This is a genomic window from Nonomuraea cypriaca (assembly GCF_015645445.1).
GTDB classification, from domain to species: Bacteria; Actinomycetota; Actinomycetes; order Streptosporangiales; family Streptosporangiaceae; genus Nonomuraea; species Nonomuraea cypriaca.
The window spans coordinates 1-19,540 of record NZ_JADOGI010000114.1 but is presented as its reverse complement, the minus strand read 5'-3'; the positions used below and the strand labels follow the sequence as shown (position 1 = coordinate 19,540).

Sequence of the window (19,540 nt, the reverse complement as noted above, 5' to 3'; positions counted from 1 at the left end):
AGAGTGATTCGCATGTCCACGAACAACCTCACGCGGCGGCACGTGCTCGGTCTCGGCGTCGGCGCGCTGGCTCTGGCCGGCTGCGGCGGAGGTGGCGGTCCCAGGCAGGCCGCCACCCAGACAGGGGCGCAGGCCACGGCGGCGCCCACCACGTACACCGGGCCTGCCGTCACGCTCGCCTTCTGGAACGGCTTCACCGGCGGTGACGGCCCTGTCATGAAGAAGCTCATCGAGCAGTTCAGCGGCGAGAACCCGAACATCAAGATCAACATGAACGTGTACCAGTGGGCCGACTACTACACCAAGGTCCCCGGCGCCGTAGCCGCCGGCCAGGGTCCCGACCTCGGGATCATGCACGTCGACAGCGTCGCCACCAACGCCGCCCGCCAGGTGGTGCTGCCGCTCGACGACGTGGCCAAGGCACTGAACCTGACCGAGGCCGACTTCTCCCCGCCCGTCTGGCAGGCCGGCGTCTACAAGGGCGCCCGCTACTCCATCCCGCTCGACGTGCACCCGCTCGGGATGTTCTACAACAAGACCGTCCTCAGCAAGGCCGGGCTCGACCCCGAGAAACCGCCGACGACCGGCGACGAGTACATGGCCGCGCTCGAAGAGCTGAAGAAGGCCGGCATCCAGGGCCACTGGGCGTCGCCGTTCCCGTTCACCGGCAGCCAGCAGTTCGGCAGCCTGCTCTACCAGCACGGCGGACAGGCCTTCGCCGACGACGCCAGCGTCTCCCGCTTCGCCGAGGAGCCCGGCGTGACGGCGCTGACCTGGCTGGTCGAGCTGGTCAACAAGGGCTACAGCCCGAAGAACGTCGGCCAGGACACCGACTTCATCGCCCTGCAGCAGGGCAAGACGGCCTTCAACTGGAACGGCATCTGGTCCATCAACACGCTGCGCGAGTTCAAGGACCTGGAGTGGGGCGTGGCGGCGCTGCCCCAGATCGGCTCCCAGCCCGCCGCCTGGGCGGGCTCGCACCAGTTCGTCGTCTTCAAGCAGCGCACGGCCGACGACAACAAACTGGCCGCGGCCAAGGTGTTCATCAACTGGATCAGCAACCACTCGCTGGAGTGGGCCAAGGCCGGCCAGGTCCCCGCGCGCAAGTCCATCAGGGAGAGCGCCGAGTTCCAGGCGCTCAAGGAGCAGGCCGCGATCGGCACCCAGATCGACGACCTGTACTTCCCGCCGTCGGTGGCGGGCATCGGTGACGCCGCGGCCGCCATGGACCAGGCCGTCAACGCGGCGATCCTGCTCAGGAAGAGCCCCAAGGACGCCCTCGTCGAGGCCGCCGCGAAGGCGGACAAGATCCTCGAAGCGAACCGGAAGAAGTACGGCGCCTGATGGTCTCGCACATCACCAAGGCCAGGCCCAAGGCCGAGCCGGAGGCCACCGGGCCCGGGGCCGCCGTGCCTCGGTCAGGGAAAGCCACCCCCTATCTCTTTCTGGCGCCTTATCTGCTGCTCTTCTGCGTGTTCATGCTGGCGCCCGCGATCACCGGGATCTGGGTGAGCCTGCACGACTGGGACTTCCTGCTCGAGGGCAAGCCGTTCGTGGGGCTGGACAACTACATCGCGTTGTTCGATCCGGCCTCGGCGGTGTACGCCGACTTCTGGATGGCGATGCGGGCCACCGGCATCTTCACGCTGTTCAGCGTGCCGTTCCTGGTGGTGCTGCCGCTGGGGCTGGCGTTGCTGCTCAACCGGCGCTTCCGCGGCAGGACGTTCTTCCGCGGCCTGTTCTTCGCGCCGTACGTGCTGGGTGTCGCGGTGGTCTGCCTGATGTGGCGGCTGCTGCTCGACCCGAACCTGGGCGTCGTCAACTGGATCCTGGGCTCCCAGGTCGCCTGGACCACGTCGCTGCCCGCCGGATGGGTCGCGCTGGTCGGGGTCACCGTCTGGTGGACGCTCGGCTTCAACGGCGTGATCTACCTGGCGGGGCTGCAGGACATCCCGCGCGAACTGTACGACGCCGCCAAGGTCGACGGCGCGAACCGCTGGGCGGAGTTCAGGAACGTGACGCTGCCCGGTCTGCGGCCCGTGATGTTGTTCGTGGTGACCACGACGATCCTGGCCTCGGCCAACATGTTCGGCCAGTCCTACCTGCTCACCGACGGGGCGCCCGGCGGCGAGACCAGAACGGCGATCATGTACATCCTCGACCAGGGGCTCACCCAGTACAAGATGGGCAGCGCGTCGGCGATGAGCTACGTGCTCACGCTCGTCCTGATCCTCATCAGCGTGATCAACTTCCGGGTGTTCAGGGGGCGCTCATGAGGCGCTACACCGTGCTGGTCGCGCTCGCGCTGGTCTTCGTCGGGCCGCTGCTGTGGGCGCTCAGCACCTCGCTGAAGACCAAGCCGGAGGCCACCAGGCTGCCGCCCACGCTGGTGCCTCAAGAGCCGACGACCGCCGCCTACGCCACTGTCTTCGAGGGCACCACCTCGACGCCGGTGCTGCGCTGGTTCGCCAACAGCCTGATCGCCGCCACCCTGCACATGGTGCTCGTGCTGGTGGTCTGCTCGCTGGCCGCGTACGCGCTGGCCAGGCTGGAGTTCCGGGGCAAGCGGCTGATGTTCGCGCTGATCGTGGGCACGCTGCTGGTGCCGGGGTTCGTCTTCCTCATCCCGCAGTTCCTGATCGTCGACCAGCTGGGCTGGCTCGACAGCCTCACCGTGCTGATCGTCCCTGGCGCGGCAGGGGCGTTCGGGGTGTTCTTCCTGCGGCAGTTCTTCCTCGCCCTCCCGCGTGAGCTGGACGAGGCGGCGCGGGTGGAGGGGGCCAACCACTGGCACATCTTCCTGCGGATCACGCTGCCGCTGTCCAAGCCCGCGCTGGCGACGCTGGCCGTGCTGAGCTTCCTGGCCAACTGGAACGACTTCATCTGGCCGATTTTCGTGATCTTCAGTCCGGAGTACTTCACGCTGCCGCCCGGGCTCTCGATTCTCCAGGGGCAGTACACGATCGACTACCCGGTCATCATGGCGGGCGCGGCACTGGCCAGTGTGCCCGTGCTGATCCTGTTCGCGCTGACTCAGCGCTACGTCATCGAAGGCATCTCCCGTAGCGGCCTGAAAGGCTGATAAATGCGCATCGCTGCGATCGCCGCGCTGTTCCTCACGTTACTCACCGCCCCACTCACCGAATCCGCGGCCGCCGATGCGGCGGAACCGGGCGGGGTGGTCACCAACCCGGTGTCGAAGGACTTCGCCGACACCTTCGCCGACCCGGCGGTGATCCGCGGGCTCGACGGCTACTGGTACTCGTACGGCACCTCCGACCCGCTGCGCGAGGGCGAGGGCGAGCACCACCGGCTGCCCATCGCCCGCTCCACCGACCTGGTCGACTGGACCTACGTCGGGGACGCGTTCGGCGCGGACGACCTGCCGCCCTACGCCGCGCCGGGCAGCCTGCTCTGGGCGCCCGACATCCGCTATCTCGACGGCCGGTACGTCATGTACTTCACCGTCACCAACACGGCCACCGCCCCCCACCAGTGGGACTACTCCATCGGCGTGGCCACCGCCCCCACGCCGACCGGCCCGTGGACGCACCAGTCCGCGCCGCTCGTCGCGCCCCGGCCGTCGGGCAGCGACTACTGGAACACGATCGACCCGGCGCAGTTCACCGACGTCGACGGCCGGAAATATCTCTACTTCGGCGGATTTTTCGGTGGTTTGTGGGTGACCGAGCTGGCCCCCGACGGGCTGAAGGTCGTCGGCGAGCCGACTCAGGTGGCCGTCGACAACAAGTTCGAGGGCTCCTACGTCGTACGGCACGACGGCTACTACTACCTGCTGGCCTCGTCCGCCAACTGCTGCGCGGGCCCGACCACCGGCTACTCCGTACTGGCCGGACGCGCGACCAGCCCGCGCGGCCCGTTCCTCGACCGCGAGGGACAGCCGCTGCTCGCCTCCCGCGCCGGCGGCACCCCCGTCCTCGACCAGAACGGGAACAAGTGGATCGGCACCGGCCACCACGCCCAGTTCACCGACCTGTCGGGCCAGGACTGGATGCTCTACCACGCGATCGACCGCACGGACCCGTTCCTGGACGAGCCGTACGGGATCAACGAGCGGCCCATGCTGCTCGACCGGCTGGACTGGATCGACGGCTGGCCGGTCGTGCGCGCGGGCGCCGGGCCCTCCGAGGAGTCCAGGGAGCGGCCGGTGACGAGCGGGTTCGTGGACGAGGGCTTCTCCGGCGACCTGTCGGGCTGGCGCGACGCCCGCGGCTGGGCCGTACATGAGGGATATGTACGCCACGCCGGCGGCGGGACGGCCACCCTCACGGCCGAGCGGTCGCTGGGCGGGGACCTGCGGGTCGAGACGGATCTCCGGTTGACAGGGAAGGCCGCGGGACTGCGGCTCGGCCGGGCGAGCGTGACCGTGTCCGAGAACGGGCTGACCGTTTCCGCCGGCCGGGCGAGCCGCCGCGCCGCGTTGCCCGGAGGGGCGGCGACCTGGCGCAACCTCGCGGTCACCGTCAAGGGCCGGACGATCACGGCCGAGGTCGGCTCGGCGCGGCTCGGCGACCCGCAGGCCACGGTCACGCTCGACGCGCCACGGGGCGTGCCGGTGTCGGGGGCGTTCGGGCTGGTCGCGCAGGGCGCGGCCGAGTTCGACAACGTCAGCGCGGCCCGGCTGTTCCGGCCGGTCACCCGGATGGCGCCGCAGCCGCGGCCGGGCCGGCTGATCGACTCCGACGAGTTCGACACGCTGGACGACGCGTGGCAGTGGGTGCGCCAGGACCCGGCCGCCAAGGTGAGCGACGGCGCGCTGCGCTGGCCGGTGCAGGACGGCGACCTGAGCGGCACCGGCAACAAGGCGGGCGTGCTGCTGCGCACCCCGCCGCCCGGCGACTACATCGTCGAGACCAAGGTGACGCTCGACCTGGGCGAGGACACCGTACGCAACTACCAGCAGGCGGGACTGGTCGCCTACGTCTCCGACGACGACTTCGCCCGGCTGTCCCAGGTGGCGATCTGGAACACCCGCCAGGTCGAGTACGGCAGGGAGCTGCCCTTCGCCGGCCGCCTGTCCTACGGCGGGAACATCGTCGGCGCGCCCGCGACGACGACCTGGCTGCGGCTGGCCCACCGAGTCGATCCCGCCACCGGCGAGCACGAGTTCCGCGCCGGGTCCAGCCGTGACGGCAAGACGTGGACCTGGGGCGGGGTGTGGACGTTCGGCGAGGACGCCGCGCCACGCATCGGCCTGATCGCCCATGGCGGCTCCCAGCCGCCGGTCAACGCCGACTTCGACTACGTACGCATATATCAAGGAGCTTGACTGTGCCCCAAGCACAACTGACCGTGGACCGCGACTTCGCCATCGGGCCGGTGAACCGGCGCCTGTTCGGCTCGTTCGTCGAGCACATGGGCCGCTGCGTCTACACCGGGATCTACGAGCCAGGTCACCCGGCCGCCGACGAGAACGGCTTCAGGACCGACGTGCTCGAACTGGCCCGTGAGATGGGCGTGAGCGTGGTCCGCTACCCCGGGGGGAACTTCGTCTCCGGCTACCGCTGGGAGGACGGCGTGGGTCCCGACCGGCCGACCAGGCTGGACCTGGCCTGGCGGCAGATCGAGACCAACAAGTTCGGGCTCAACGAGTTCATGACCTGGACCAAGGCCGCGCAGGTGGAGCCGATGATGGCGGTCAACCTGGGCACGCGCGGCCTCCAGGAGGCCTGCGACCTGCTGGAGTACGCCAACCACCCCAGCGGGACGCAGTGGTCCGACCTGCGGATCAAGCACGGGGTGACGCAGCCGTACGACATCAGGCTGTGGTGCCTGGGCAACGAGATGGACGGGCCCTGGCAGATCGGGCACAAGTCCGCCGAGGAGTACGGGCGGCTGGCCAACGAGACGGCCAGGGCCATGCGGCTGGTGGACCCGCGGGTCGAGCTGGTGCTCTGCGGCAGCTCCAACAGCGGGATGGCGACGTTCGGCTCGTGGGAGGCCACGGTGCTCGAACACGCCTACGACGCGGTCGACTACCTGTCGATGCACGCGTACTACGAGGAGAACGGCGACCTGCCTGGCTTCCTGTGCAGCGCGGTGGACATGGACCGGTTCATCTCCGGCGTGGTGGCCACCGCCGACCACGTCGCCGCCAAGCAGCGGAAGCGCAAGCAGATCAACCTGTCGTTCGACGAGTGGAACGTCTGGAACTTCTCCCAGTTCAAGGGCATCGCGCAGGCCCCCTTCGAGGAGGCGCCCAGGCTCATCGAGGACACGTACACCGCGGCGGACGCGGTCGTGGTCGGCGACTTCCTGATCACGCTGCTCCGGCACGCCGACCGGGTGAGCATCGCCTGCCAGGCGCAGCTCGCCAACATCATCGCTCCGATCCGCACCGAGCCGGGCGGCGTGGCGTGGCGGCAGACGATCTTCCACCCGTTCGCGCTGACGGCCGAGCACGCGCGCGGCACCGTACTCCGGGTCGAGCCCAAGTCCCCCATGCTGGAGACCGGCCGGTACGGCGAGGCGCCCGCGCTGTCGGCGGTGGCCACCACGGACGGCGACTCGCTGGCCGTGTTCGCCGTGAACAGGTCGCCCGGCGAGGCGCTCGACCTCTCGGCGCGGGTGCCTGGACTGTCCGGTCCCATGCGCGCCCTGGTGATCGAGGCCGGCGACGACCCGCACCGGGTGGAGGTGACCCCGAAGCCGCTGGACGTGGTGGTGGACGGCGACACGCTCAGGACCCGGCTGCCCGCCGCCTCCTGGGCGGTCATCCTGAACGACTGAAAAGGGACGTGAAACAGGGTCCAGGGCTCGCCGGCTCTGGACCTCTCCTGGCAATATGTCGGCTCTTGCCAATTGTTAATCGGTATTTCTCGGCTTTATGCCGAGATCACCGACTTGTGATCACCGTTCGAGCTGCTTGGCCGCCTTCTTCAGCGCCTTCAGCGACGCCGCGTCGAGCTCGGCCGGGACCCGCCAGACGTCCACGCCGCCCATGAGGGCGAAGACGCGCACCCGGACGAGCGGCGCGCCCGGCCGGGGCGGCCTGCGGCTGCCCCGCTGGTCGTGCCCGCCCATGAGGGAGAACCCCACGACCTCGACGTCGACGCTGTCCGGCACGTAGATGTCGAAGCCGCCCATGACCGCGACAGCGGTCAGCGTCACCTGTTCGCCGTCGAGCTCGGCGCCACGCAGGTCGATGTCGCCGCCGCCCATCACGGCCACCGCGTTGACCTTGGGCGCCGCCCGCCAGCGGCCCGCCTTGCGGAAGCCGCCCATCACGGCCACCAGGAACCGGGTCGCCTTCCTGCGCACCGGGCGGGCGGGACCGACCGGCAGGTCGTTGGTGAGCGACTGGAGCTCCGCCGTGGTCCTGGCCACGTGAGCGCGCTCGATGCGTTCTTCGAGTTCCGCGAGCGTGAGCCGGCCCTGCGCCGCGTGTTCGCTCAAATGGTCCATCACCGAATCGCGTTCGGCGTCAGAGGCCCTCACTGTGAGATTCGGATCGTCCGACATGAGCGATGCCCTTCTGCCGCCTCAACAATCCCGTTGTATTTTAACTTCAAATTTCGTCATTTCCCGGTATTAATCCGCCCGGGTCCGGGCGTTTTCCCGGTCGCTCGATCCGTCCGGGCCCCACCAGCCGCGCCGGGCGGCGAGGAGCCCGGCCTGGAAACGGGTGCGTCACGCCGCTCACCTCACCGGCCGGCGAGGTGGCCGGACTCGGCACGGATCGCCTCAACGGCGACCACCTGCGGGTGTCCGACGGCGACGGCCGGTTGTACGACTCGGTGGACGGCGGGCGCACCTGGAGGCCCATCGGGGTGCCCGCCTGGGAGGAGAGCGACCTGCTCACGGTCTACACCGCGGCGTTCGACCCGTACGACCTGGACCACGTGGTGCTGGGCGGCTCGCGAACCGGCGCCCGTGTCACCTTCGACGGCGGGCGCACCTGGACCGCGCCCACCGGGCTGAGCGTGGACGGCACGCGGGCCAACGTGTTCAGCGCCGCGATCTCCCCGGCCGCGCCGCAGGTCGTGTACGCGATGGCGCTCGACCTGGCGGAACTGAACGCGGGCGCGCCGTCCGGCGGCCGGCACATCTACCGGTCGGACGACGGGGGCCGGCACTTCACCCCCGTCGTGGACCAGGGTGACGGGATCACGATCCCCAACGGGCCGCTGCTCGCCGCCCACCCGAAGAAGCCCGGCGTGCTCTATTTCGTGTGGGGAACCGGGTGGGCGTCGACCGGCACGGACATCTACAAGTACGACGCCCAGCGCGGCGGCGTCACCATCGCCCACAACGCGTACGACCGGGTGAATTCCATCACGTTCAACCCGGCCAACCCCAAGGTGATGTACCTGGGGGTGGCCGAGGAGGTCTGAGCCGATCACTTCGACAGGTAGAGGATCTTCCAGGTGCCCGCGTACAGGCAGGTCGGCGACGGCTTGGCGGTCCTGCCCGCGGCGCAGACCTTGAGGTCGACCTGGTAGACGTCGCGGTACTTGAACGAGAACTCCTTGGCCGTGCGGTAGGAGCAGTCGCGGACGCTGTGGTGCCTGAACGGCAGGTTGCCGGTGGCGTCGCGGTACGTGACGCGGAAGACCGCCCAGCCGCAGATGCCAGACCTGCGAGCGTGGTCGTAGACCTTGCCCGAGACCCTCACGACGTCGGCGGTCGGGATGACGTCGTGGTCCTCGCCGGTCGCGGTCAGGCTGCCCACGGCCTTGGCCGCGCGCCCCGGCGCGTAGTGCGGGCCCCAGGTCGTGGCGGCGCTGATCGTCGCGGCCTGGGCGGCCGGGGCCAGGGTGACGGCGGTGGCGACGCTGGTGGCGGCGGTGGCGGCGGTGAGGGCCAGTGCGGCGAGGGTACGGGTGATGGTCATTGGATCGGTCCTTTCTGGGGGCGATGGCCCAAGAATGCGGCGGGCTGATTGCAAATGACTTGTCGCAAGTAATCCGCAACTTTCATCCGCCTTGCCACCGTTTGGACGCTCGCCTGCCGCATTCTCGTCAGCGCGCGACGGTTGCCTCCGATGGCGTCCGTCACACCTCGATCCATCGCGAACCCCGGGGGCCGGGCCATCTCCGACACGCCGCCAGAATGGGGTCATGAACGATTTCCGCCTCTCCCTGCCGCCGGCCGGCACCCACGCCGAGCCTGCCGTACTCACCCGGCTGTCCGACCTGGTCAACGAGGTCTACGCGGAGGCGGAGAAGGGGTTGTGGCGGGCCGGCGCCACCCGTACGTCGGCCGCCGAGGTCGCCGAGATGACCCTGGCCGGCCAGATCGCGGTCGCCTGCCTGGGAGAGCACATCGTGGGGTGTGTCCGCATCCGTCCCATCGATGAGCACACGGCCGAGTTCGGCATGCTCACCGCCGATCCTGCCCACCGTGGCCAGGGCATCGGACGTGACCTGGTCGCCTTCGCCGAACGCCGCGCGCTCGACAGCGGGCGCCGGGTCATGCGGCTGGAACTGCTGACACCCCGGTCCTGGACGCATCCGTCGAAGGAGTTCCTGGCCGGCTGGTACACCCGTCTCGGCTACGAGAGGACCGGCGTCAACGCCGTCGACGACTCCTATCCTGCGCTGGCTCCGCTGCTGGCCACGCCGTGCGACATGGTGGTCTACCGCAAGCACCTCGAAGAGGGATAATTCTGACATTTACGCCTTTGAGTGCTTTTGGGCGCTGAACCGGACCGGCTCGGCCACGGCGTCCCACCCACGGTCGTGGCCCGGCCCGATCCACGGTGGCCCCGCCGTTCGGAGGAAGGTACAAGAACAATGATCGACTGGGTCGGCTTCATCCCTGCCGCCATTCTCGTGTCCCTCATCCCGGGGGCGAACCAACTCCTCGGGCTGAGCAACGCCGTACGGCACGGGACGACGTACGCGCTGGCCGGGATCGCGGGAAGGCTGTCCGCCTTCGTCGTTCTGATCGGTCTGGTCGTCGTCGGACTCGGCGCGCTGCTGGCGACGTCGGCCACCGCGCTGGCCCTGATCAAGTGGGTGGGCGTCGCCTACCTGACCTGGATCGGGATCTCCTGCCTGCGGCGCGCCTGGCGGGCGCCCATCGCCTCAGCCGCCCCGGCGGCGGCCGGCAGGCAGGGGCTGCGGCCGCTCGTCGTCAACGAGTTCGTCGTGGCGCTGAGCAACCCGAAGGCGATGCTGCTCTTCGCGGCCCTGCTCCCCCAGTTCACCAGCGCGTCGGGCACGGCCGCCGGCACGCAGATCGCCCTGCTGGGGGCGACGTATCTCGCCATCGAGCTCATCGTCGGCTTCGGCTACATCGCCGTCGGCAGCGGGATCGGCGCCACCGCCATCTCGGCTGGAACGCTCAGGAAGATCGACCTCGGCAGTGGCGTGTGCTTCCTCAGCCTCGCGGGACTCCTCGCCGTGGACGACGTCACCGCCTGACACCACCGAACCCCGTTCACCACCGAAGGTCAGGCCAGGTAGCCGCCGTCGATGTTGAGTACGCTGCCGGTGATGAACGAGGCGCCGGGGCCGGCGAGGAAGACCACGCCCGCGGCGATCTCCTCCGGGCGCCCGAAACGGCCCAGGGCCTTCAGCGCTCGTTGCGCGTCCGCGAAGTCGCCCTCCGGCGGATTCATGTCGGTCGCGACCGCGCCCGGCTGAATGACGTTGACCGTGATGCCACGCGGGCCCAGGTCGCGCGCCGCCCCTCTGCTGTAGCCGGCGATCGCGGCCTTGGTCGCCGCGTAGCCGGCCATCCCCGGAAAACCGGTACGGTCCGCCAGGCCGGAGCCGATCGTGATGATCCGGCCGTCCTCGCCGATCACCTGCGCCGCGGCGCGGATGGCCGCCCGGTTGACGTCGTACAGGTTGTCCTGTGCCGTCAGGTCGTCCTCGGCCCTCGACCAGCCAACGGCGCGGGCGGTCGCCGAGACCCTGCTGCGCGGCGCCGTCGACGTCGCGACGACGCCGGACGGGCCGGACGGCTGTCTCATGGTCCAGAGCGCCCTGGCGACCGGCACGCAGAGCGAGCCGATCCGCGCGGAGCCGGCGGCGGTACGGCGCGCGTCCGAGACGGGATTGACCGAACGCTTCGAGCGAGCGCGCGCCGCGGGCGACCTGCCGGAGTCCACCTCGCCCGCGGCCCTGGCGCGATACGTCTGGGCGATCTCGGCGCGGCTATGTGAAGGCGTTCCTGTGGGCCGACACGAACGCGGTGAAGGAGCGGGCGGGGCGGCCGGTGACGGTTGGTACGACCGGGGAGACGCGGTCCTCGGCGCCGTGCCGGATGTCCTCGTCCAGGCCGGCCAGCATAGCGGCGTACTCGGGTGGCATACCGGTGGCGGCGAACCTGGCGGTCATCTCGGCGGTGCTGACGGCCCGGTGCCGGACGGTCCTGCCGGTGACGCCGCTGATGACGGCGGCGGCCTCGGCGTAGCTGAGGGCTTCAGGACCGGTGACCACGTGATCGGTGTTGTGCGGAACGGGATCCAGCAGGGCCCGGACGGCGACCTCGGCGATGTCGCCGGCGTCGACGAAGCCGACCCGCCCCCGCCCGGTCGCCGTGACGATCTCCCCGTGCTCCCGCACACCGGCGGCGACCGGGTGCTCGCCGACGAAGTTCTGCATGAACCAGGACGGCCGCAGCACACACCACTCCGGCATCGCCGCCCGGACCAGGCCAGGCAGGGCGCCCAGCCCGGAAGTGCCCTCGGGCACCGCGGACGAACTGAGCAGCACCACGCGCCGCACCCCGGCCCGCCGCGCCTCCGCCAGGAACCGGTCGACCGGCGGCCCCGGCTCGGCCACGCCGTTCGGCGCGATCAGGTAGATCCGGTCCACACCGGCCATCGCCTGGCCGTGCGTGTCCGGCGCGCCCCAGTCGAACCGTACGTGCTCGGGGTTGCCGTCCGCGGGTGTCCTGGTGGCGACGCGTACGGCGGCCCCGCGCTCCCGCAGCGAGGTGACGACCCGCCGCCCGGTGGTGCCGGTGCCGCCGACGACCAGCACACCACTCATGCCCTCGGCTCCGCACCGGCGAACGCGGCTGTCAGCTCGTCCAGGCCGCCCATCAGCTCCGCGCCGGCCAGCGGGCTCCAGTAGTCCAGGTAGCGCACGATCTCGCCGTCGCGCGCGGTGACGACCGCGACGTAACGCATCCGGTACGCCCGGCCGGTGGCCACCACCGTGCCCGCCGCCTCGAACTCGGCCACGACGACATCGGGATCGGTCGTCTCGTGCACGGTCCGCTCGGTGATCTCGCGCACGTCCAGCAGGCCAGGGTAGTCACGGAGGTAGTCCTCGACGGCCGCGCGGCCCTCCAGCCTGGCGGGGTAGCCGGCCGAGGCGAAGGGAAACTCGATGACGCCGTCTACGGCCCACAGACCGGCGTAGCCGATCATGTCCTTGGCCAGCAGCAGCCGCAGCGACTCGGCGAACAACTCGGCGGCGGTGCGCCTCGCGCGCTCGGTCATGGCTCACTCTCCTTCAGAAATGGACGGTACGGCCCCGTCCCGTCCATGACTATAGACGGGACGGGGCCGTCCCGTCCAAATGTAAGCTGTCAGGCATGACCGAGCGCACGCGGCGCGCCCCGACCGGTGCCGCCGTACTCCAACCGCAGATCACGTCGGCCATCACCGAGGCCGTGCTGGACGAGCTGGCCGTGCAGGGCTACGGCCGGCTGTCGATGGAAGCCGTGGCCAAGCGCGCGGGAGTCGGCAAGAGCGCGTTGTACCGGCGGTGGCCGTCGAAACAGGACATGGTGCTCGCGGTCCTCTCGAAGTTCAGCGTGCCGCTGGCCGAGGTCCCCGACACAGGATCACTGCGCGGGGATCTGCTGGCGACCCTGCGCGCGGTCCACGACTGGCTGACCCATCCCCGCTTCGCCAAGATCCTCCCCGACCTGACCGCCGAGGCCGTACGCAATCCGGCGCTGGCGGCGGCGATCAGGGACACCATCGGCGAGCCGCGGCGGGCCATGGGCGCGGCCCCCCTGCGCCGTGCCATCGACCGCGGCGAGCTGCCCGCCGACCTGGATCTCGAGCTCGCCCTCGACCTGGCCGCCGCCCCCGTCTACTGGCGGCTGACCGTGCGTCAGGCCCCCGTCGAGCCCGGCTACCTCGACCACCTCGCCGACCACATCCTCCGGGCACTCGCCGCCCGGCCCGCGCCGTGAGCATCCAGCCCCCACGATGACCGCCCGGCCCGCGCCGCGAGCATCCGGCCAGCACCGCGAGCGTCCAGGCCGCGCCGTGAGCGCCCGGCCCGCGCCGTGAGCATCCGGCCCGCGATGATGAGCGCCCGCACGTGCCGTGAGCGTCGCGTGTGGCTACCACGGCACGGCGGTCCCGTCCCAGGAGAAGAATCCGCCGGTGGGGCCGTCACCCATCCGCGGCTGGGCAGGCTGCGGCTCAACTGCGACGTGCTCGCCGTCCCCCACGACGACCAGGAGGTCGTCTTCATCACCGCGGACCCGGGCACCCCCTCCGCCCGCGCCCTGAGTCACCTACTCCCCACCGGCTGACCACACCGCGACCGCCGACGCGGTCAGATGTCCACTTTCGCCGTGGTGATCCCTTGACATCCGCAGATGTAACAAGTTAGCGAGGTGGTGGCCGGCATGCGCACGTCGCTGACCGTCGCCCTGGTGACCGTGCTCGTCGGCGGGACCGCCGGGCTGCTGCTCGGGCTGCTCGCCGGCTACTTCGGGGGCTGGCCCGACGGGATCATCTCCAGGATCGGCGACATCCAGCTCGCCTTCCCCAGCCTGCTGCTGGCCATCCTGCTGGCCGGCGTGCTCGGCCCGAGCATGGTGAACGTGATCATCGCGCTGGCGGTCACCCGCGCCGCCGACCGGGTGGCCATCATGTACGCCGGCCGCATCGTCGAGACCGGCACCGTGGCCGAGGTGTACGAGCGGCCCGCACACCCGTACACGCTGGGCCTGATGCGGGCCGTGCCCGATCCCCGCGACATCGGCGCCCCGCTGGAGGCGATCGAGGGCCACCCGCCCGACCTCACGGAGCCGCCAGCCGGCTGCTCCTTCCACCCGCGCTGCCCGTTCGCCAGGGACGTCTGCCGCACCGACGACCCCGCCCCGCGCGTGCTCGGCCCCCGCCGGGCCACCGCCTGCCACTTCGCCGAGGAGGTGACCGCTCATGCCGACCGGTGATGAGCCGCTGCTGGAGCTGACCGACCTGGTCACCAGCTACCGTCTGCGGGCCGGGATCGGCCGGCCCGGCGGTGAGGTGCGCGCCGTGGCCGGCGTCAGCCTGACCGTCGGCGCGGGCGAGACCGTCGGCCTGGTCGGGGAGTCCGGCTGCGGCAAGTCCACGATCGCGCGGACCATCGTCGGCCTGGTGCGCCCCTCCAGCGGCAGGGTCCTGTTCGAGGGCCGAGACCTGGCCGCCCTGCCGGCCAGGGAGCTGCGCAGACTGCGCAGGGAGATCCAGCTCGTCTTCCAGGACCCGTACGCCGCGCTGAACCCCCGTATGACCGTCGGCGCCCTGATCAAGGAGGCCTGGAGGATCCATCCGGGGCTGGTGCCGCGCGAGCGATGGGACGAGGAGGTCCGCGCCCTGCTCGACCGCGTCGGCCTGCGTCCCGAGCACGCCGGACGCCACCCCCACCAGTTCTCCGGCGGGCAAAGGCAGCGCATCAGCATCGCCCGCGCCCTGGCCGTGCGGCCCCGGATGCTCCCCGCGCACGTCACCACGCGCGCCGTCTTCAACGACCCGGCGGGCGGGGACCCGGCGGCGCTCGTACGCGCGATCTGCGGTCTGGTCAGGCAGACCCCCGCGGGAGCACGGATCCAGGTCGCCCACTTCGTCATGTCGGGCGCCGCGGGCACGGAGTTCGCCGACGAGCTGATCAAGGCACACGAGCGGGACGTGGACGTGCGGGTCGTCCTGGACGGCGACACGCGCGGCGCCGCCATCGCCACGAAGCTCTCCGCCGCGCTGGGCACCGACACGGCGGCCGGCTCCTGGGTGCACGTCTGCACCGGCCCGCCGTCCGGCGGCACCGCCGCGTGTGTCGGGAACAAGGGCCAGCACAACAAGTTCTACCTGTTCTCCCGCACCGGCGACGCCTCCGACGTGGTGGTGCAGTCGTCGGCCAACCTGACCGACCTCAACTCCGCCACGTACTGGAACAACGCCGTCATCCTGCCCGGCGACCAACGCCTGTACGACGCCTACGCCGGCTACTTCGCCGACCTGGCCGCCGAACGCAAGAACCTCGACTACTACCGGGTCGTCCAGACCAGGGCCGCCCGCGCCCACTTCTTCCCCAAGGCGGACGGTGACCCCATCGTCGACCAGCTCGGCAAGGTGTCCTGCGCGGGCGGCACCACGATCAGGGCCGGCATGTCGGAGTGGGACGCGTACCGCATCGCCGTCCCGGCCAGGCTCCGCGACCTGGCCGCCCGCGGCTGCACCGTCCGGATCGTGTACGGGATCATGGACGACGAGGTCAGGCGGCTGCTGCTGGCCGAACCGCGCGTCGAGGTGCGCGCCCTGGGCGACGGCGGCGCGCTGCCCGGCCGCGTCCACTCCAAGTACCTGCTGATCGAGGGCTCGTACGACGGCGACCGCGACGCCCACTGGGTGTTCACCGGCAGCCACAACTACAACGAGACGTCCCTGCGGCGCAACGACGAGACGTTGCTCCGGCTCAACGACAGGACCCTCTACCGGCAGTACGTGGCCAACTTCGAGCGCATGCGCGCCGTCGCGCCGCTGGCCGCCCTGTAGCCCGGCCACGGCCCTGTTCACCTCGGTGCGCTGGAAGGCGCTGACGTGCTCGGCGTTGATGACGACTGATGACGATCCAGCTCGGCGAGCCGGCGTCTGACGGCCTCGGCGTCGTTGAGCCGGGGGAACGGCTCGCCGCGGGGCGGATCCGCACCGAGGAACTCACACAGCGGCTCCCAGCCCTGACGCACGTCGAACACCAGCAGGCGACCCGCAGGCAGGCCCTCCCGGACGGCGGCCACGTGCCTGCGGAACGCCGCCACGCCCGGCTCCCGGTCCGGCACATAGTCGGGGAACGGCCTTATGTCGCCGAAGGTCTCGGCGGCGATGTACCGCAGCAGCGGCTGGAGCCCGGCGAGCCGGACCTGGAAGGGGTTGTCCGCGTCCATCGAGTCCACCCGCATGGTGACCATGGTGCGGAAGCTGTGTCCTCACCACCCCTTCACCCGCACACCACCCACGATCCCGTCGCCCCGATCCGGGGAATCCGTACAAGCGGCGGTATAGTCCACTAAATCTACTGTTTTCCCCTGGAGTTATGTTGACCAGCAAGTTCGCCGGCGTCCTGGCCGCGCTCGCTCTCGCCCTCGCCGCGTGCGGCTCCGGCCAGGGTAGCTCCCCGGGCGGCGGCGGGTCAGGGACCCCCGACGCCGCGGCCACGATCGAGGTCGGCTCCCTGTACGAGCCCCAGAACCTCGACAACACCGCAGGCGGCGGCCAGGGCGTGACCGAGGCGTTCAACGGCAACGTGTACGAGGGCCTGTTCAGGCTGACCGACGCGGGCAAAGTGGAGCCCCTGCTGGCCGAGAGCCACGAGGTCTCCGACGACGGCCTGACCTACACCTTCAAGCTCCGCCAGGGCGTGAAGTTCCACTCCGGCAAGGCGCTGACCTCCGCCGACGTGAAGAACAGCATCGAGAAGGTGATCGCCGGCGACTCCCAGTCGGCGCGCAAGAGCAATCTCAAGCCGATCGAGTCGGTCGAGGCCCCCGACGACGGCACGGTCGTGGTCAAGCTGTCGAGCCGGTCGATCTCGCTGGTGTACAACCTGAGCTACGTGTGGATCGTCAACACCGCCGCGAAGGACCTGGCCACCGGCGAGGACGGCACGGGGCCGTACCAGCTGGGGGCCTGGAAGCGCGGCTCCACGCTCAGCCTGGAGCGCTTCCCCGGCTACTGGGGCACGCCGCCGGCGAACAACGGCGTCGTGTTCCACTACTTCACCGACGCCACGGCGCTGAACAACGCGCTGCTGACCGGCGCGGTCGACGTGGTGACCAGCCAGCAGAGCCCCGACGCCCTCAGCCAGTTCACCGGCAACCCGGACTACAAGATCAGCGACGGCCACTCCACCACCAAGCTGCTGCTCGCCTTCAACGACAGGAAGGCGCCGTTCGACCAGCCGCTGGTGCGCAAGGCGGTCTCGTCGGCCATCGACGACGCCAAGCTGCTGGAGTCGGTCTGGGCCGGCCACGGCAGCCTCATCGGATCGATGGTGCCGCCTACCGACCCGTGGTACGAGGACCTGACCAAGCTCAACCCGTACGACGTCGAGCTGGCCAAGAAACAGCTCGCCGAGGCCGGTTACGCCCAGGGCTTCCGCTTCACGCTCGACACGCCCAACTACGACCCGCACCCGACCGCCGCCACGTTCATCAAGGGCGAGCTGGCCAAGGTCGGGATCACGGTCGACGTCAACGTCATCACCGCCGACGAGTGGTACACGAAGGTCTACAAGAACCACGACTTCGCGGCCACCCTGCAGGAGCACGTCAACGACCGCGACGTGGTCTGGTACGGCGACCCGGACTTCTACTGGGGCTACGACGACGAGCAGGTCGCCGAGTGGGTGACGCGGGCCGAACAGGCCAAGAGCGCCGCGGAGCAGACCGAGCTGCTGAAGAAGGCCAACCGGCGGATCGCCGAGGACGCCGCCAGCGACTGGCTCTACCTCTACCCGCAGATCGTGGTGGCCGCCTCGAACCTGTCCGGCTATCCGGTCAACGGCCTGAACTCCCAGTTCTACGCGTACGGGATCAAGAAGGGCTGATGGCGCCCTACCTGCTGCGCCGTACCGCGTTCCTGCTCGGCTCGCTGCTGGCGGCGGCCGCGCTGCTGTTCGTGCTGCTGCGGCTGCTGCCCGGCGACCCGGCGAACGCGCTGCTGTCGGTCGGCGCCACGCCGGAGCAGATGGCGGCGGCGCGCCGCCAGATCGGCTCGGATCTGCCGCTGCCTGAGCAGTTCTGGTCCTGGCTGGCGGGGCTGGCCAGGCTGGATCTCGGCACGTCGTTCGTCAGCAGACTGCCCGTCGGACCGGAGATCGCGGCGCGGCTGGTGGTGACCGTGCCGCTGACGCTGCTGTCGTTCGCGCTCGCGGTGGCGGTGGCGCTGCCGGTCGGGTTCGTGGCCGCCTGGCGCTCGGACCGCTGGTACGGGCCACTGCTGAACGGAATCTCGCAGCTCGGCCTCGCCGTCCCTGTGTTCTGGATCGGGATGTTGCTGGTGACCGTGTTCGCGCTGCGGTTGCGGGTGCTGCCCGCCGGCGGGTTCCCGCGCCAGGACTGGGCGGACCCGGTCAGGGCGCTGACCTCGCTGGCGCTGCCGGTCGTCACGATCGCGCTGGTCATGTCGGCCTCGCTCATCCGCTACGTCCGCTCGGCCACCCTCGACGTGCTGGGCGGCGACTACCTGCGTACGGCGCGGGCGCTCGGCGCGTCGTTCGCCGGCGCGATGTGGCGGCACGGGCTGCGCAACGCGGCCGTCCCCGTCATCTCGATCCTCGGCATCGAACTGGCCACGACGTTCCTCGGCGCGGTGGTCGTGGAGAGCGTGTTCACGCTGCCGGGCCTCGGCACGATGCTGGTCGAGGGCATCGCGGAGCACGACTATCCGGTCATCCAGGGTGTACTGGTGGTCAGCACGTTCGCGGTGCTGGTGATCGGCTTCGCGGCCGACCTCGTCCAGCGGCTGATCGACCCGCGGTTGCGGGCCCACGTCGGCGGCGGGCGCCCATGAGGGGCCGGCCGACGTTCGTGATCGGGTGCGTGCTGGTGGCGTTGATCCTCGCGGTGGCCGCCGTGTCGCTGGTCTGGCTGCCGTACGATCCGGCCGACACCACGGGCGGGCGGCTCGCGCCGCCGGGCGGCGAGCACCTGCTGGGCACCGACAAGCTCGGCCGCGACCTGGTCACGCAGCTCATGGTGGGCGCCCGCATCGCGCTCACGGTCGGGATCGGCTCCGTGCTGCTCGGCGGCGTGCTCGGGGTGGCGGGCGGGCTGCTCGCCGGGTTCGCGACCCAGTGGCTGGACGACGCGCTGTCGGCGGCGCTCGACATCCTCATCGCGTTCCCGACGCTACTGCTGGCCATGCTCGTGGTGGCGGCACGCGAGGCGTCGCTCGGCTCGGCGGTGCTGGCGATCGGGCTGGCCATGTCCGGCGTCGTGGCGCGGCTGACGAGGGTACTGGTCAAGCGGGTGCTCGCGCAGGACTACATCACGGCCTCGCGGACCTCGGGCACCTTGTGGCCGCGCGTCGTGGCCGAGCACGTGCTGCCGAACATCTGGCCGACGCTGCTCGTCAACCTGGCCCTGCAACTCGGGCTGGCGGTGCTGGCGGAGGCGTCGCTGTCGTACCTCGGGCTCGGGCCGCCGCCGCCGAACGCCTCGTGGGGCCGGCTGCTGCAGGAGGCGCAGGCCACGGTGCTGACGTCGCCGACCGGCGCCATCGCGCCTGGCGTGCTCCTTGTCGTCCTCGTCGTGGGCGTGAACCTGGTCGCCGACGGCTTCCGCGACCTCGCCGACCCCACCCGCCGGACCAGCCGATGACCCCACCCGACTC

General features: G+C 70.6%; 21 protein-coding genes and 1 pseudogene. 16 read left to right on the top strand and 6 right to left on the bottom strand.

The features are described 5' to 3' along the window. The first annotated feature begins 12 nt into the window (after window positions 1-12). The 5 genes from ITP53_RS31630 to arfA are packed head-to-tail and all read left to right on the top strand — an operon-like array spanning window position 13 to window position 6,750. Complete coding sequence (locus ITP53_RS31630) at window positions 13-1,344, top strand: ABC transporter substrate-binding protein (RefSeq protein WP_195899125.1); 1,332 nt, start codon at window positions 13-15, stop codon at window positions 1,342-1,344. Next, entirely contained in the window at window positions 1,344-2,276 is a 933-nt protein-coding gene (locus tag ITP53_RS31625) for a carbohydrate ABC transporter permease (protein ID WP_195899124.1), read from the top strand. Before ITP53_RS31630 ends, ITP53_RS31625 begins: the two co-directional genes overlap by 1 nt. After that, window positions 2,273-3,082 (top strand): carbohydrate ABC transporter permease, encoded by an 810-nt coding sequence (locus ITP53_RS31620; RefSeq protein ID WP_195899123.1) that lies wholly within the window; start codon window positions 2,273-2,275, stop codon window positions 3,080-3,082. Before ITP53_RS31625 ends, ITP53_RS31620 begins: the two co-directional genes overlap by 4 nt. A gap of 3 nt (window positions 3,083-3,085) precedes the next feature. Beyond that, window positions 3,086-5,290 (top strand): family 43 glycosylhydrolase, encoded by a 2,205-nt coding sequence (locus ITP53_RS31615; protein WP_195899122.1) that lies wholly within the window; start codon window positions 3,086-3,088, stop codon window positions 5,288-5,290. Between the two features lie 2 nt (window positions 5,291-5,292). Further along, entirely contained in the window at window positions 5,293-6,750 is a 1,458-nt protein-coding gene (arfA, locus tag ITP53_RS31610) for an arabinosylfuranosidase ArfA (RefSeq protein WP_195899121.1), read from the top strand. A 120-nt stretch (window positions 6,751-6,870) separates the two neighbouring features. Here arfA and ITP53_RS31605 read toward each other — a convergent pair whose 3' ends face one another. After that, a complete protein-coding gene (locus tag ITP53_RS31605; RefSeq protein WP_195899120.1) occupies window positions 6,871-7,482 on the bottom strand; it encodes a DUF1707 SHOCT-like domain-containing protein in 612 nt (203 codons plus the stop codon). 197 nt (window positions 7,483-7,679) lie between these two features. On the opposite strand from ITP53_RS31605, the gene ITP53_RS31600 reads away from it, so the two are divergent. Then, window positions 7,680-8,354, top strand: a complete 675-nt coding sequence (locus ITP53_RS31600) for a WD40/YVTN/BNR-like repeat-containing protein (RefSeq protein WP_195899119.1) — start codon at window positions 7,680-7,682, stop codon at window positions 8,352-8,354. Between the two features lie 5 nt (window positions 8,355-8,359). On the opposite strand, the gene ITP53_RS31595 is transcribed toward ITP53_RS31600, so the two are convergent. Further along, window positions 8,360-8,854 carry a hypothetical protein gene (locus ITP53_RS31595; protein ID WP_195899118.1) on the bottom strand — a complete coding sequence of 165 codons (495 nt, stop codon included), beginning with the start codon at window positions 8,852-8,854 and terminating at the stop codon, window positions 8,360-8,362. A 226-nt stretch (window positions 8,855-9,080) separates the two neighbouring features. Here ITP53_RS31595 and ITP53_RS31590 point away from each other — a divergent pair, with 226 nt between their 5' ends. Then, on the top strand, window positions 9,081-9,626 hold the full coding sequence (locus ITP53_RS31590; RefSeq protein ID WP_195899117.1) for a GNAT family N-acetyltransferase: 546 nt from the start codon (window positions 9,081-9,083) through the stop codon (window positions 9,624-9,626). Between the two features lie 129 nt (window positions 9,627-9,755). Beyond that, window positions 9,756-10,388, top strand: a complete 633-nt coding sequence (locus ITP53_RS31585) for a LysE family translocator (RefSeq protein ID WP_195899116.1) — start codon at window positions 9,756-9,758, stop codon at window positions 10,386-10,388. 29 nt (window positions 10,389-10,417) lie between these two features. Here the strand turns inward: ITP53_RS31585 and ITP53_RS31580 are convergent, their stop codons facing one another. Then, window positions 10,418-10,942, bottom strand: coding sequence for an SDR family oxidoreductase (locus ITP53_RS31580; RefSeq protein ID WP_195899135.1), 525 nt, complete (start codon window positions 10,940-10,942; stop codon window positions 10,418-10,420). Between ITP53_RS31580 and ITP53_RS61315 the strand changes: the two are divergent. Continuing rightward, a pseudogene (locus tag ITP53_RS61315) lies at window positions 10,941-11,057 on the top strand (hypothetical protein); the annotation flags it as partial. The gene ITP53_RS31580 and the pseudogene ITP53_RS61315 overlap by 2 nt on opposite strands. Before the next feature lie 69 nt (window positions 11,058-11,126). Here ITP53_RS61315 and ITP53_RS31575 read toward each other — a convergent pair. Next, window positions 11,127-11,966, bottom strand: a complete 840-nt coding sequence (locus ITP53_RS31575) for an NmrA family NAD(P)-binding protein (RefSeq protein WP_195899115.1) — start codon at window positions 11,964-11,966, stop codon at window positions 11,127-11,129. After that, window positions 11,963-12,421 (bottom strand): nuclear transport factor 2 family protein, encoded by a 459-nt coding sequence (locus ITP53_RS31570; RefSeq protein ID WP_195899114.1) that lies wholly within the window; start codon window positions 12,419-12,421, stop codon window positions 11,963-11,965. The genes ITP53_RS31575 and ITP53_RS31570 overlap by 4 nt, the downstream gene beginning before the upstream one ends. A 95-nt stretch (window positions 12,422-12,516) precedes the next feature. Here ITP53_RS31570 and ITP53_RS31565 point away from each other — a divergent pair, with 95 nt between their 5' ends. The 4 genes from ITP53_RS31565 (at window position 12,517) to ITP53_RS31550 (ending at window position 15,703) form a co-directional block, all read left to right on the top strand. Further along, on the top strand, window positions 12,517-13,125 hold the full coding sequence (locus ITP53_RS31565) for a TetR/AcrR family transcriptional regulator (RefSeq protein WP_195899113.1): 609 nt from the start codon (window positions 12,517-12,519) through the stop codon (window positions 13,123-13,125). Between the two features lie 147 nt (window positions 13,126-13,272). Continuing rightward, window positions 13,273-13,473, top strand: a complete 201-nt coding sequence (locus tag ITP53_RS31560) for an MmyB family transcriptional regulator (RefSeq protein ID WP_207756666.1) — start codon at window positions 13,273-13,275, stop codon at window positions 13,471-13,473. Between the two features lie 96 nt (window positions 13,474-13,569). Then, window positions 13,570-14,121, top strand: a complete 552-nt coding sequence (locus tag ITP53_RS31555; RefSeq protein WP_195899112.1) for an oligopeptide/dipeptide ABC transporter ATP-binding protein — start codon at window positions 13,570-13,572, stop codon at window positions 14,119-14,121. Continuing rightward, window positions 14,108-15,703 (top strand): ATP-binding cassette domain-containing protein, encoded by a 1,596-nt coding sequence (locus ITP53_RS31550; protein WP_195899111.1) that lies wholly within the window; start codon window positions 14,108-14,110, stop codon window positions 15,701-15,703. The genes ITP53_RS31555 and ITP53_RS31550 overlap by 14 nt, the downstream gene beginning before the upstream one ends. A 17-nt stretch (window positions 15,704-15,720) precedes the next feature. Here the strand turns inward: ITP53_RS31550 and ITP53_RS31545 are convergent, their stop codons facing one another. Next, the gene (locus ITP53_RS31545; protein WP_195899110.1) at window positions 15,721-16,116 is read right to left on the bottom strand and encodes a sulfotransferase; all 396 of its coding nucleotides are present in this window, start codon (window positions 16,114-16,116) and stop codon (window positions 15,721-15,723) included. Between the two features lie 125 nt (window positions 16,117-16,241). On the opposite strand from ITP53_RS31545, the gene ITP53_RS31540 reads away from it, so the two are divergent. From ITP53_RS31540 to ITP53_RS31530, 3 genes are read left to right on the top strand one after another with little or no spacing between them, the layout of a single operon-like run. Further along, window positions 16,242-17,753 (top strand): ABC transporter substrate-binding protein, encoded by a 1,512-nt coding sequence (locus tag ITP53_RS31540; RefSeq protein ID WP_195899109.1) that lies wholly within the window; start codon window positions 16,242-16,244, stop codon window positions 17,751-17,753. After that, window positions 17,753-18,718, top strand: coding sequence for an ABC transporter permease (locus tag ITP53_RS31535; protein ID WP_195899108.1), 966 nt, complete (start codon window positions 17,753-17,755; stop codon window positions 18,716-18,718). Before ITP53_RS31540 ends, ITP53_RS31535 begins: the two co-directional genes overlap by 1 nt. After that, window positions 18,715-19,527, top strand: coding sequence for an ABC transporter permease (locus ITP53_RS31530; protein ID WP_195899107.1), 813 nt, complete (start codon window positions 18,715-18,717; stop codon window positions 19,525-19,527). Before ITP53_RS31535 ends, ITP53_RS31530 begins: the two co-directional genes overlap by 4 nt. Window positions 19,528-19,540 lie beyond the last annotated feature (13 nt).